This is a genomic window from Parabacteroides distasonis, from assembly GCF_004793765.1.
GTDB lineage: Bacteria > Bacteroidota > Bacteroidia > Bacteroidales > Tannerellaceae > Parabacteroides > Parabacteroides distasonis_A.
The window spans coordinates 1-14195 of sequence record NZ_SRYM01000074.1 but is presented as its reverse complement, the minus strand read 5'-3'; the positions used below and the strand labels follow the sequence as shown (position 1 = coordinate 14195).

8 protein-coding genes, 1 pseudogene and 1 riboswitch are annotated in these 14195 nt (G+C 44.7%); of the genes and pseudogenes, 3 read left to right on the top strand and 6 right to left on the bottom strand.

Annotated features, from left to right (window positions below; all coding sequences use genetic code 11):
* Positions 1-44: 44 nt before the first annotated feature.
* From cbiE to E5342_RS17590, 5 genes are all read right to left on the bottom strand, one after another.
* The gene (gene cbiE / locus E5342_RS17610; protein ID WP_135959952.1) at positions 45-1283 is read right to left on the bottom strand and encodes a precorrin-6y C5,15-methyltransferase (decarboxylating) subunit CbiE; all 1239 of its coding nucleotides are present in this window, start codon (positions 1281-1283) and stop codon (positions 45-47) included.
* On the bottom strand, positions 1280-2692 hold the full coding sequence (gene cobJ, locus E5342_RS17605; protein ID WP_135959951.1) for a precorrin-3B C(17)-methyltransferase: 1413 nt from the start codon (positions 2690-2692) through the stop codon (positions 1280-1282). Before cobJ ends, cbiE begins: the two co-directional genes overlap by 4 nt.
* 162 nt (positions 2693-2854) lie before the next feature.
* Entirely contained in the window at positions 2855-4363 is a 1509-nt protein-coding gene (locus tag E5342_RS17600; RefSeq protein WP_121737344.1) for a PepSY domain-containing protein, read from the bottom strand.
* A gap of 18 nt (positions 4364-4381) precedes the next feature.
* Positions 4382-6763: a TonB-dependent receptor gene (locus E5342_RS17595; protein ID WP_121737345.1), complete on the bottom strand. Its 2382-nt coding sequence runs from the start codon at positions 6761-6763 to the stop codon at positions 4382-4384.
* A 147-nt stretch (positions 6764-6910) separates the two neighbouring features.
* Positions 6911-7828, bottom strand: coding sequence for a sirohydrochlorin cobaltochelatase (locus E5342_RS17590; protein WP_135959953.1), 918 nt, complete (start codon positions 7826-7828; stop codon positions 6911-6913).
* Between the two features lie 128 nt (positions 7829-7956).
* A riboswitch (cobalamin riboswitch) is annotated at positions 7957-8154 on the bottom strand.
* 85 nt (positions 8155-8239) lie between these two features.
* Between E5342_RS17590 and aspT the strand changes: the two genes are divergently transcribed.
* On the top strand, positions 8240-9928 hold the full coding sequence (gene aspT, locus E5342_RS17585) for an aspartate-alanine antiporter (RefSeq protein ID WP_135959950.1): 1689 nt from the start codon (positions 8240-8242) through the stop codon (positions 9926-9928).
* Between the two features lie 19 nt (positions 9929-9947).
* On the opposite strand, the gene E5342_RS17580 is transcribed toward aspT, so the two are convergent.
* Complete coding sequence (locus E5342_RS17580; RefSeq protein ID WP_135959949.1) at positions 9948-10412, bottom strand: hypothetical protein; 465 nt, start codon at positions 10410-10412, stop codon at positions 9948-9950.
* A 44-nt stretch (positions 10413-10456) separates the two neighbouring features.
* Here E5342_RS17580 and E5342_RS17575 point away from each other — a divergent pair, with 44 nt between their 5' ends.
* Together E5342_RS17575 and E5342_RS17570 are read left to right on the top strand one after the other, a co-directional pair.
* Positions 10457-12106 (top strand): bifunctional aspartate transaminase/aspartate 4-decarboxylase, encoded by a 1650-nt coding sequence (locus tag E5342_RS17575; RefSeq protein ID WP_135959948.1) that lies wholly within the window; start codon positions 10457-10459, stop codon positions 12104-12106.
* A 270-nt stretch (positions 12107-12376) separates the two neighbouring features.
* Positions 12377-14143, top strand: a pseudogene (locus E5342_RS17570) (aconitate hydratase); the annotation flags it as partial.
* Positions 14144-14195: the final 52 nt, after the last annotated feature.

Here is a 14195-nt window from a genome sequence, read left to right as displayed (position 1 = left end):
CAAAGATAATGTAATTTCGACATAGGTGAAATAATTATGAATAACTACTTAATAAATAATATTATATATTGTAGAGACGGGGCGTGCCCCGTCTCTACAACATTCACGGTAATTGTATTAAAATCGTCAATCGTAATACGGGTTTGAGCGGATATCCGTAGGCCGGCTTGACGAACCGCCTCTTCGAAAAGCGCTTTACTTTCCTCGGATACGGAGTTGAACACAATGATGCCATTCGCTTTCATCTTCTGAGAAACCCGTAAAAGGATCTCGACTAGTTTTCCTCCGTGTCCTCCGATAAAGACGGCATCCGGAGCCTCCAGCGCTGATAAATCCACCGATAAGAAATCTCCGATTATAGCCTCGATACCCGGAGTCCCAAAACGACGACAATTCTCAGTCATTAACTTTCGTCCCTCTTCCCGGATCTCAAAACTCGTGATATGCAAATGCGGGAACAGCAATTTAGCCTCTATCGAGACAGAACCCGTGCAAAAGCCGATATCCCAAAAACGTTCCCGGTTTCTCAGATCCAGCATGCTTAAAGATAACAAACGGATCGGCATTTTGGTTATCATCTTCTCCCGTCCGTTCAAATGCTCGAAAGCGGAATCCGGCAGGCCGAACTTACGGGAATGCCCGTCACGCTCTTTCCGGAGAATCAAGCAATTCGGATGAACGAAATTATTCATTGCCGCGGCTTGTATACTGAATTGGCAGATGCTCTGCCGTTCGGTATTTCCTAACCGTTCTCCCACGAACATGGTATAATTATCATAGCCGTATTCCAGCATCCGGCGAGCGATAGTCGTAGGCGTATGTTCCCGATCCGTGAGCACGCCTATCTTAGACGCACTTTCGATCAAGGCACGATCGAACTCGTGCCAAGGCCGTCCGGTAAGGGAGACGATCCGCATATCGTGGTAAGGCATCAATAGATTTTGTGCCAAGAGTTGCAAGGAATTAAATGACGGGTACAGGCGGATTTGCGCATCCGGCAATCGGTTTTGAATCGTAACGGCGAATCCGAAAAACAAAGGGTCTCCGGAAGCGAATACAACGATGCTTTCCCGACCGTCGTACGAACGATAGCGATCGAAGACCTCGTCCAACGGGACTTTTATATCGATCCAGTCCGCTTTCTCGGGCAAGAGCGAACGTACGATCTCATGATGCCGCACGCCTCCGGAGAACACCCGGTGGGACGAGATTATCTCCAATACCTCCGGCGGAAAGTATTGCCGCATATTATCATCCAGCCCTATGACATAAAATCGGTTCATACGTCTCTTCCCGGCTTTAGTTGTTCTGCGTCATTAAAACAAAGGATGGCATTCACTAGCGTAGCCGCTAAATTACTACCTCCTTTACGACCTTCCACGATTAGTTTCGGTATACCGATAAAAGGTTTCACCATATGTTTGGATTCCTGCACATGTACGAAACCTACCGGAGCCGCGATAATGCCAGCTGGAGTGGCTTTACCTTTACGTATTAAATCGCATAATTCCATAAGGGCGGTCGGAGCGTTCCCGAAGACAAACAGGGCGGTCGGATGCTCTTCCACGGCCCGGCGAATACCGGCTTGGGTACGGGTAATTCCTTTGCTCGAAGCCATCTCAGCGACCCGCTCGTCTTGAAGGTAACATTTTACTTCGACACCCAGACGCTGCAAAGCTCCCTTACGAATGCCGGAAGCAGCCATCGTGACATCGGTGATGATCGTACGAACTTCCCCGCCGCTGATCTTATTATATAATGTAGAGACAGCATCCGGGTCGGTATAAAGGATGTTTTCCATATCGAAATCGGCTGTCGTATGAATGGCATGGAGTAACGCCCATTTCTTATCCAACGGGATCTCTTGGTTTTTCAATTCCTTCTCGATCGTACGGAAACTACGGATCATGATGTCCTGTCCGATACCCGTATCCGTTTTCTTTTGTTTGATCTCGCCATAATATCCCCGGGGAGTGATCATATGATTCCCGGAAAGATATGTTTGTGAGTTTCCGATCAAGACTACCGTGAACATATCGATCTGCTCGGGGTCCAGATCCGCAAGCGTAGTGACGAATACTTCTTGCTCCTCCCGTCCGGCCTGACGTACATAACCGACCGGAGTCTCCGGCTTGCGTTCTTGCAGGAACAATTCTTTTAAGCGATAGAGTTGCCAATAACGTCCCTCGCTTTTCGGATTATAGATCGCCGTAACAAAATCGGCCATGGCCGCCGCGTGAATCCGTTTCTCGATCAGTTCCCAAGGAGTCATCAAGTCTGAGAGGGAAATCACACAGAAATCATGTCCGATAGGAGCGCCAAGCAAGGACGCAGCTTTCTGGAAAGCGCTGATGCCCGGATACGACTCGATCTCGATCTCGCTTCCGGATTCTTTCTTCATCTCATAAATCAGAGGAGTCATGCCATAAATGCCGGCGTCACCGGAACTGATCACGCAAACCGTCTTTCCCTCGTTGGCATAAGCGAAAGCTTGCTCGGCACGAGCTTGCTCACGTTTCATACCTGTATCTATACATTCCGTTCCCTCACGAAGCAAGTGGGTGATAAAACGGAAATAATATTTATATCCTATGATGACATCCGAGCTTTGGATAGCGGCCAAAACCGCAGGCGTTATATCGGCCTCGCTACCGGGGCCGATTCCGGCGACTATAATCTTACCTTTGTTCATTGTCTGGTTGTTTCTAGATTGTTTCATTTTCGAATGCGCAAAGATATACCGTTTCTTGTCTCTTTCACCCTCGCGTGGGGTTAGAAACGATATTTCTTGTCTCTTTCACCCTCGCGTGGGGTTAGAAACGATATTTCTTGTCTTTTTCACCCTCGCGTGGGGTCAGAAACGATGTTTCTCGTCTTTTTCACCTTTGCGTGGGGTCAGAAACGATGTTCCTCGTCTCTTCCTTTGGAGGTATTTGATGGCAAGCCATACACCGGATAAGGAAACGAACGTGCCTCCCAACATGGTTCCCCACATCACGATATTCCATAAGGCCGGATGATCTACCAAGAATTTCAGATTCAAGCTATGCAATGCCGGATACATCCAATGGTTCCAACGAGACGGGGTATTTACATAACGGTATTGTCCATTACGGGGATTAATGTAATAACAACTATTATCCACGTCTTGAATGGATACTTTCCAGACCGGGAGTTCTAAATTCCTTTTTCGTGAGATATAATACGTATCATAAGCATCCAACAATTTGATATCAGCCGTGGTCCCGATACCATGTATCTGAGACAATACGGAACGGATTTCTTCCGGTCGCAGGTTCAATAAAGATATCCCGTCACTCTTATTTGCGTTCACGACAATATCCTTCGTGTCTGTTTGTACGATGTAAAAGGGTATATCACCAAAACTACTCCATTCCAATTGACGGATCTGGCCGGGATAGGCTTGTACGACCGCCCTGTAATCCAACGGATAATCAAGTGGGGAAGGAGCCATCTTCCGCAGTTCTTGAACCGGGTTTATATCGAGCTTGGCTTTCAACCCCCAATCTTGTACACGAGCCAAAGACATCATACCACTAAAGCAGAAGGTGAGGACAAATAAACCGAATAACACCCCAAGAATATGATGCCATTTATACCAGAACTTCTTATAAGGGGAAATCAAATGACGTCTCCTCGCTAACCGGAAATCCCGTATTCCTAAATAGATCCCAGCGATACACATAACGCACCCGATTCCGGATAACCAGACAACTACCTTTATCCATAATTCAGCGTCTTGCCGCAAGGAAGTGAAATAAACCCAATGAGGGATCGCCCCGAGCCAAGCCCAGAAACGACTGTTTTTATCCGTATATTGCAAAACCTCCCCGGATTTAGAGGATATGTATAATTCATGTCGTTCCGGATCGGCGAAATGGAATTTATAGATCGGAAATTCCTCTTTTAAACGACCGAATGGAATCCATTGGTCCAAGGTGTACAAGGAATCTACCTTCGCTATGGAAGAGGTATTCCATAGTGATGCCACACGTTGGATACGATTCCAGTCGATTACGGGTAATCTTTCCGTCGAGTCGGCAGGAATATCATAGCTCCCTTTCTCCGTCTGGAGATGAAAAACAGTTTGTCCCAAATAGCTGTTCAAGGTAACATGGCTTATCCGCTCGTTCTGCGGTAAACGTTTCTCTATCTGGTCTAACGAAGGAAGATTCTCCGGAGAGAGAATATCCATCTTCGCCCGTTTATCGGCCCGGTCCGCTCGCGGGAACGTATGGTAGATCATTACCAATCCCGATAGGAACCAAACGAGGAACAGGATACTGAGCGCCGTGCCCAGTATCCTGTGTATAAATTGCATGATCTTTGTCAATAGATTCATGAGCGTATGTTCTATATATTATAATGTATAGGAGACAGCCACTTGGAAATTACGAGGCATGCTTGGCACCATCTGTTGTCCGAGCGCTTGGTTATAATAATTGTTGTCAAACAAGTTATTCAAGTTGAATGTAAGGTGAATATTCTTGTTCAACAAATAAGACATACCGAAATCGGTTACCCAATACGGATCGAACCAAGAGTTGTTTGACGTATTACGGTATACTTTACCGGTATAACTGCTACTCAAGTGAAATTCCAGATTCTTCAAGACACCCCGAGGGATGGTATAACTGCCGTATGCGTAGAAAGTCTGGTTCGGTACGTTGCTCTGCCAGTTTCCTTCTTGGCTATTCAATTGTTGCTTTGTCTCATCCGGGTTATTGCCATAGATAGCCTCGATCAATTCCGGATCCTTTATTTCTTTCATCTCCCGGATCTTGGAGTCGTTCAATCCATAACCGATCGTCAGCGCTAAGGTGCTTACCGGAGAAAGAGTGACATCAAAATCAAAACCCTTGGAATCTTGTACACCCACCTGTCCGATTACGCTCATCGTGGTAGTCTCGCCGTTTACCTTCACTTGATAGTTGTTGGTCAACGTAGCCGTACTGTTCATCTTCCGAATATAGAACAAGCTGGCATTGGCGCTTAATATATTGTTCAATTGATATTTAAGCCCCACCTCGGCTTGGTATCCTTTCTCCGGCTTAAATACCTCCTCATTGCGAGCAGGCTCGAAACGATTTCCATCACCTCCTACATAAACGACATTATCTTGATAGAACGTACGGATCGGTTTGAAGAAAGAAGCGAAAGAAGCATAAATGGATGTATTCGGATGGGGCAGATAGACCGCTCCGAAACGATAAGTCAACGCCTTATTCTTTATTCTATTGAAGCCCGAATGTTCCTCATACTCACGTCGTCCGGTAGGAGTTGTAGCGCTGGCGGACATATAACGGAAAAAGTCGTAACGTAGAGCGGCTAATACCTTCCATTGCTCGTTGAACTCAACCATATCTTGAAGATAAAGACTGTTGGAATAATGATGCGTAACCGTTGCTTTAGAGAATTTGCTGGTCATATATCCCATACTGTGCGGATCATAGACAGATACATGCGAATAAAGACCGGGACCTTGAACATCATCCCCTAATTTATAACCCGAATAGCTGGTACGATTCAAGGCGACAAAAGAGTAACCTCCCATATACGTATGCTTTATCTCACCCGTCTTGAATTTACCGCTCAACTCGAGCGTATTGGCTACCGTCTTGGCTATATGGGAGAAGCGAAGCGGGAAAGAAAGATATACACTGTCCAAACAGATATATTTTTTCTGGCCGTTTTTCATATAATAATGATCATAGATCGGATCATCACTTTCGAGATAGTCGAGGGCTTCCGTCCCAAAATAGTTGATATCGTCGTTATTGTAAGAAAGGCGATCTGTTAGTTTTGCGCCGTTCCCGAAAGTATGTGTGTACTGCGTCGATACGTTCCATGCGTGATTCTTCATAAAGTCAGACTCGTTATTGTAGCGAGCCTCACGGTCAAGTCCCGGTAGCATATCATTTTTATGGAGATATAACTGTCCTGTTTGCGCATTATATACATCATTTGCCATTAAATCGGGAAGACCGATCTCCGTTCCATAGAAGTCGCGGTTAAAACCTCCACGAACATCTAATAGGTCACGTTCCGTCATTTTAGCCTGCAATGCCAGATAACCGGAAAAGCGACGGTTGCCATTATCACGCCAGCCCTCTTGATCGGAAAAGTTGACATTGGCGTAATAATTGACCGGACCGACCAATTTACCGCCCATGCCAAGCGTCGCCTCTTTATTCTCGTAACTACCGTAGGCCAATCGGGCGTTAACGCTCTGTTTCTCTGACGGGGATTTACGAACGATATTCAAGGTTCCACCTACGGCTGAATGTCCGTAAAGTACAGAAGCCGGTCCCTTTAATAATTCAATAGACTCGATACAGGATAGATCGGGTACGGGATAAGAGTTGTTTATTGCCGAACGTTCATCGCGGATACCGTCTATCATCATGATAGAATGATCGAAACCACGGATCGACAATTGTTGAAATGCGCCATAAGATGTCTGGAATCGTACGCCCGGCATAAAGCGTACCGCATCTTGGATATTACGGATACCTCGCAACTCCAAACTACTCGCCGTAATGCTATTAATTGAAATAGGAAGATATTTCATAGGTACGTCCAACTTCGTGATTTGTGGACGTGGCTTGCGTGCGGCGGTCGCTACGACTTCTTGAATATTGAATGTCGTATCGGCGAAATTCGTGTACTCATTCTTGTGTTGTGCCTGCATCGTACTGATACATAAGGCTGTCAACGGTAAGATTGTCAAAACTCTTTTCATATATTTAGCATTATAACTGTTTATTGTATGCATGTGAAATCCCTTTCGAAAGAAATTCCATTTTCCTTCGAATGAAAATTTAGTTTCTTTCGGAAGGAATTACTTTTTCTTCCGAAAGGAATAAAAAACATTGTGTAGTGAACTTTTTTAGTCCTTCTCTACCGCATAAGCTTTCTTCTTATCAACGATATCGATCATCTTATGTTTAGCCATGAAACGGGCATGTTCGATGAAGATCTTCTGGATATCCGGATTCTGTCCCAGACCTTCCATAAATACGCTTACCTCGTAGCCTTTCTTTTCCAATTCCTCTTTCCAATCACCAGCGATATCGTTTTTCGCATGGTCTCCGGCAACAAACATAAATGGCATTAACAGGACTTTCTTCGTACCATTGGCTTTTACTTGAGCTTCCATCGTATCAAAAGAAGGATAGCCCTCGATGGTTCCTACGGAATAATCCTTGAATCCCTTCTCCTTCAACATATAATCCAACATGGCATATTGAGCCGTCGCCGGTGTATAAGTGCCATGGCCTACCAATAAAGTAGCGCCTTCTTTCGCCCCATTTTTTGTGATAGCGACGATTACCGCCTCATAATCCTCCGGTGTATACAATAAAGGATTACCGATACGAATCTCCTTGAAAGAAGATTTCATGGTGGCAACATCCTTACGTAAGGATTCCATCTCGATACCTTCGATTATATTCGTGGATTGGATCAAGACATGTGTATAACCATCAGTCTTTAATTTTTCCAAGGCCTCGATCGGGTTCAGTTTCTCTACGCCACGAGCTTTTAAGCGGCGCATTACAATGCGAGAAGTCCATGCCTCACGCAACTCAACATCTTTGAAAGCTTCTTTCGCTTTTTGATTGATCGCGTCGATTGTCAAGGCACGGGTATCATCATGGGTTGTTCCAAAATGTACCATCAATAAAGCGGCCTTATCGCCCGGTTGTAAAGAGGCGAATAAATCGGATGCTACAAAATTCTCGCCATCGTGCGCACGACAAACTAGGCTGATGACCAGCAGGAAGAAAGATAGTAAGTGTTTCCTCATCATATGAATATATTAATAATTAGATTACATATCAATCCCACGGAGACAACGTATTATTCCGTCTCCAACATCTTTTAGATATAGGTGATATTTCTATCCTCTTAATTACTCCTAACCCCGGGAGGAATTAATCATTACTTCGCTTGGCAGGTTTCCTGACTGGCTCAGAAAGCAACCTTCCCATCTTTCTTAAGACAGTGGCATAGCAGAACGCTTTCCTTTTCAAGAGCTTCACAGTAGCGGGCACTGTTCCGGATTCTAACCGGATTCCCTTTTATAGAATTGTCGGTAGACAAACTCTATCACCTAAGCGGTCGCAAATTTATATAAATAATCCCGAAAAGTAACAACATCTTTCAAAGAATCCCTGTTTCAATAGCATCTTTTTTGTTTAACATCAAATAAATAGATATGGAATGGATAACTAATTTACTTCAACATTATCCGGAGCTAGCTATTTTCATAACCTTAGCTCTCGGTTTCTGGATTGGCAAGTTTAAGATAAAGAAGTTCACGCTGGGAACGGTTACCAGCGTATTATTGGTCGGTGTATTGATCGGGCAATTAAAAATCGATATAAGAGGACCGTTAAAGTCCGTCTTTTTCTTGATGTTCCTCTTCGCTGTAGGATATAGTGTTGGGCCACAGTTCTTCCGGGGATTGAAAAAGGAAGGTCTTCCTCAAATGCTTTTCGCCGCCGTCATGTGTGTGTTTTGCTTGATCGCTCCTTTTTTACTGGCGAAACTTATGGGATATAACGCAGGCGAGGCCGCAGGATTATTGGCGGGCTCCCAGAAGATGTCGGCAGTATTAGGAGTTGCCGAAGATACGATCGGACAGATGAATATTAGCGATACGGATAAAAGCGCTATGGTCAACGTGATGCCCGTGGCCTATGCGGTAACTTATATTTTCGGTACGGCAGGATCCGCATGGTTGGTGAGTGATATCGGGCCACGTCTTTTAGGAGGACTCGACTACGTGAAAAAAGCCTGTAAAGAGCTAGAGGCTAAAATGGGAAATAACGACGAGAGCGAGCAACCGGGCTTTATGCCTGCCGCCCGTCCGGTAACTTTCCGGGCCTATAAGATTAGTAATGAATGGTTCAAGGAGGGTAAAAGCGTAAAGCAGTTGGAGGAATATCTGGACCAATTAGGACGGCATTTGTTCGTGGAGCGTGTCCGTATTAATAATGTAGTAACCGATGTTAAACCGGATTTGGTTTTACATACCGGAAATGAGGTTGTCCTAAGCGGTCGCCGGGAATTCGTGATCGGAGAGGAGAACTGGATTGGCGACGAGGTCAATGACATTGAATTGCTCGATTTTCCGGCAGAGACGTTACCCGTACTAGTGATCCATAAGGAATACGTGGGGAAAAAGATCTGCTATTTACGCAATCAATCGTTCATGCACGGTGTTAGCGTCAAGTCCATAAGGCGTGCGGGTATCAATATCCCGGTCTTGGCCGCTACGGTGATAGATTCCGGTGATATGTTGGAATTGGTGGGTATGAAATCAGAGGTAAATAAAGCGGCTACGACTTTAGGATATCCCGATCGCCCAACCAATCAGACCGATTTGATTTTCGTGGGTATCGGTATTTTCTTAGGGGGAATTTTAGGTTCGCTCGCGATTCATTTCGGAGGTGTCCCGATCAGCCTGAGTACGAGTGGCGGCGCTTTGATAGCCGGACTCGTCTTTGGATGGCTTCGTTCCAAGCATCCGACCTTCGGGCGTATTCCAGAGCCTTCCGTCTGGATATTAAATAATTTGGGACTGAATATGTTTATCGCCGTAGTCGGTATCACGGCGGGTCCCAGTTTCGTGACCGGATTGAAGGAAGTCGGTATAAGTTTATTTATTATCGGTGCTTTAGCGACATCTATCCCGCTTATCATCGGTATTCTGATGGGACGTTACGTTTTTAAGTTCCACCCGGCTATCACTTTAGGTTGCACGGCAGGTTCACGTACGACAACTGCCGCATTAGGAGCAGTGGAAGATGCCGTAGGAAGTGAGACTCCAGCCTTAGGCTATACCGTTACCTATGCGGTGGGTAATACTTTATTAATCATCTGGGGTGTCGTTATTGGTTAGAAAGGAGCATCGTCAGATGCTATCTTTCGTCGTTAGATACTGATTTTATAGTTTCAAGAATATTGCCCGATACAATATTTTGAATACCACTGAATATATCACTGCCATAATAATAAACAAGATTGTCGTAATCAGCCCACACTTGTTCTTGTTCATCTAACCACACAATCAAATAGCCGGGATGAATGTCTGCTAAATAGATAACCTTATTGACCCCTAACTTCAAAGCCATTTTTTGCATAGCTTCCGGGCGGTATTTCTTTATTTTCTTGACATCAAAATAAAGAATATCAGATTGGTTCAGTTCTAATTTCATGTTATAGAATAGAGCAATCTTGCTTATAATACTTTCATTCAAAGGATAATCAAACTTAGAGTAGGATTGTCTTAACTTGTCTATGTAAGAATCCTGCATCATTTGAAAATTAAATTCGTCCCAATGGTTATGAACAAGTATTTCCTTTATTGCAGTAGGTATAATCATTTCTAATTGTATCTAATGTGCTAATCATGTAATATATATAATGTATGGACAAGAAGAAAATACATGTCACGAGAGAATATGAGAAAAAGATGTCGGAGATTAGCCCTTTCGAGCTAAAGAACATCTTGATAGAGTTAGCGGATGAGAGCGCTCGTAAAAGTACGCACATCATGCTGAACGCAGGAAGGGGAAATCCAAACTGGATCAGTACGGTTCCACGGGAGGCATTCTTCCTATTAGGGCAGTTCGCCTTGGAGGAATGCCTGCGGGAAACCGAATTGGCAGATGAGATGGCCGGAGCCGCAGGGGTTCCCAACCGCAAAAGGATCGCATCTCGCTTCGTACAGTTTCTAAAGAAACATGCGCAATCTCCCGGCGCTACTTTATTGAAGGGTACCTATAAATATCTGGTCACGGAAAAAGGTGTAGATGAGAATGAGCTTGTATATGAATGGGCGGAAGGTGTCATTGGTGATCAATATCCAGTTCCCGATCGTATCTTGAAATATACAGAAATGCTCGTGCGGGATTATTTAGACCAAGAATTATGTGATAACCAGCCCCCTGAGGGAATATTCGACCTTTTCGCTACCGAGGGCGGAACTGCCGCCATGTGTTATATCTTCGATTCCTTGCAGCAGAATTTCTTGTTGAATAAAGGAGATAAGATCGTTCTCTTCGCTCCGGTATTCACTCCTTATATAGAGATTCCGGAACAGGCTCGTTATCTTTTTAATGTCATAGAGATAAAAGCCTTGAAGATGACAAAAGACGGCTATCACACGTGGCAATATCAAGAAAAGGATTTAGATGTCCTGAAAGATCCTAGCGTGAAAGCCGCTTTCATAACAAACCCGAGCAACCCGCCTTCATACGGATTGACAAAAGCATTGATGAATAGGATCGTTGAGATCGTACGGAACGACAATCCCAACCTCATGATTATTACGGATGATGTGTATGCGACATTTATTCCGCATTTTCGCTCGATGATGGCCGAATTACCAAAGAATACGTTATGTGTCTACTCTTTCTCCAAATATTTCGGAGCAACCGGATGGAGATTGGCGGTAATCGCTTTACATCAAGATAATATTTACGACCGGATGATCCGTGAATTGCCAAGAGATAAACAGGAGCTTCTAAAAAAACGATATAGCAGTCTATCCTTACATCCCGAGGATATCCGCTTTATTGATCGTATGGTAGCCGATAGCCGTCAAGTAGCCTTGAATCATACGGCCGGTCTTTCCTTGCCACAGCAAACACAAATGTCTCTGTTTGCGTCTTTCGCTCTATTAGATGCGGAAAATACCTATAAGAAAAGGATGCAGGATATGATCCACGAGCGTTTACACACATTGTGGGAAAGCACCGGATTCACCTTATTAGACGACCCTTTGCGTGCGGGATATTATAGTGAGATCGATATGCTTGTCTGGGCTAAGAAATTCTATGGGGATGATTTCGTGGAATATCTAAAAAAGAATTACGAACCTCTGGATGTCGTTTTCCGTCTGGCACAGGAAACTTCCTTGGTTTTACTGAACGGAGGAGGTTTTGATGCTCCCGAGTGGTCTATCCGCGCATCTTTAGCCAACCTTAAACGGGAAGATTATGTCCGGATCGGAGAGGGTATCGCATCTATTTTGCATAGTTATGCCCAAAGATGGAAAGAAAGTATCGATAAGTAGAAAAAACAGCTCCAAGGCTTGAACAAAACGGGCTAATGGTACGTTTTATTAATAAACGTGCGATTAGCCCGTTTTTCTAAGTTATCCGGGAGATTATAAATAACCTCTATAACCTCATAGAAATTATCGAACAAATTGTATTTCATTATATTATATATTTGTTGATAATAAAAACAAAGACTCATTGGCAGATGTCTTATTTATTACATTTTAGCTGGTTATAGATAAATATATTTGCGAAAAGGCTTACAATAAAAAACGAATATGAATATGGTGTACGACATTGACATGCTTAGAAATTTCTATGCGAATTTCCCCAGAAGAGTGGACACAGCCCGCGAACGTATCGGTGGTCGCCCGATGACCTTGGCCGAGAAAATCTTATATGCGCATCTATACGATGAAAGCTCGACTCGCCTTTTCAAAAGAGGTGAGGATTATGTGAATTTCCGTCCCGACCGTGTGGCTATGCAAGATGCCACCGCTCAGATGGCGCTTTTACAATTCATGAACGCCGGAAAAGAAAAATCCGCAGTACCGGCTACCGTGCATTGCGACCATTTGATCCAAGCGAATATGGGAGCCAAGACGGATATCGATACGGCTACCAAAAGCAATAGCGAGGTCTATGATTTCTTGAAATCGGTCTCCGATAAATATGGAATCGGTTTTTGGAAACCCGGAGCAGGCATTATCCATCAAGTGGTATTGGAAAATTATGCGTTTCCCGGCGGTATGATGGTAGGAACTGATTCACATACCCCGAATGCCGGAGGACTTGGAATGGTCGCTATCGGAGTAGGAGGAGCCGATGCCGTGGATGTCATGACCGGAATGGAATGGGAACTGAAGATGCCGAAACTAATTGGTGTTAAGTTAACTGGTAGTTTGAATGGTTGGGCCTCGCCGAAGGACGTGATTCTTAAGCTAGCGGGCATCTTAACCGTAAAAGGTGGAACGAACGCTATCATCGAATATTTCGGTCCGGGCACCGCCTCAATCTCAGCGACCGGAAAAGCTACGATCTGTAATATGGGTGCCGAGGTAGGAGCGACTACTTCCTTATTCCCATTCGATAATACAATGGCTCAATATCTTCGTGCCACGGGACGTGACGAGGTAGCGAGCTGGGCCGAAGCTATCGGTGAATATCTGGAAGCGGATATGGACGTTCGTGCCGAGCCAGATAAGTTTTACGATCGTGTAATCGTTATTAACCTTTCCGAATTGGAGCCGCATATCAACGGTCCGTTCACGCCGGATGCAGCTACGCCTATCTCGGAGTTTGCCGCAAAAGTAAAAGCGAATGGCTATCCCCGAAAGATGGAGGTCGGATTAATCGGTTCCTGTACCAACTCTTCTTATCAAGATCTAAGCCGTGCGGCATCTATTGCTCGCCAAGCTTATGAGGATAAAATACCGGTAGCGGCACCCTTGATCATCAACCCGGGTTCCGAGCAAATCCGTTATACGGCAGAAAGAGATGGTATTATCGGTGATTTTGAACGGATTGGCGCAACCATTATGGCGAATGCTTGTGGTCCTTGTATCGGACAATGGAAACGTCATACGGATGATAATACCCGTAAGAATTCGATCGTTACTTCATTCAATCGTAACTTCGCTAAACGTGCGGACGGTAATCCGAATACACATGCTTTTGTCGCTTCTCCGGAACTGACACTGGCCTTGACCATCGCAGGTGATCTATGTTTCAATCCTTTGACCGATACCTTGAAGACAGAGGATGGTAAGGTTGTGAAACTGAAAGAACCGAAAGGCACGGATTTTCCGCCGAAAGGTTTCGAGGTAAAGGATAACGGCTATCTGGCACCTACGGGTAAGAACGTAGTGGTGAACATCGATCCGGAATCCAACCGCCTACAAGCATTAAAGCCTTTCGCTCCTTGGAATGGAGAGGATTTCACGGATATGCCCCTTCTTATCAAGGCTGAAGGTAAATGTACGACGGATCATATCTCGATGGCCGGTCCATGGTTACGTTTCCGTGGGCATTTGGAAAATATATCGGATCACTAGTGTCCCATAAAAATGGGAGCTAGTTAAAAATTAAATAAATTTGGTCCAC

Coding starts and splice junctions, on each gene's coding strand:
- cbiE (WP_135959952.1), bottom strand. CDS start 1,283: ATGAACCGATTTTATGTCATAGGGCTGGATGATAATATGCGGCAATAC.
- cobJ (WP_135959951.1), bottom strand. CDS start 2,692: ATGAACAAAGGTAAGATTATAGTCGCCGGAATCGGCCCCGGTAGCGAG.
- E5342_RS17580 (WP_135959949.1), bottom strand. CDS start 10,412: ATGATTATACCTACTGCAATAAAGGAAATACTTGTTCATAACCATTGG.
- aspT (WP_135959950.1), top strand. CDS start 8,240: ATGGAATGGATAACTAATTTACTTCAACATTATCCGGAGCTAGCTATT.
- E5342_RS17590 (WP_135959953.1), bottom strand. CDS start 7,828: ATGAGGAAACACTTACTATCTTTCTTCCTGCTGGTCATCAGCCTAGTT.
- E5342_RS17600 (WP_121737344.1), bottom strand. CDS start 4,363: ATGAATCTATTGACAAAGATCATGCAATTTATACACAGGATACTGGGC.
- E5342_RS17575 (WP_135959948.1), top strand. CDS start 10,457: ATGGACAAGAAGAAAATACATGTCACGAGAGAATATGAGAAAAAGATG.
- E5342_RS17595 (WP_121737345.1), bottom strand. CDS start 6,763: ATGAAAAGAGTTTTGACAATCTTACCGTTGACAGCCTTATGTATCAGT.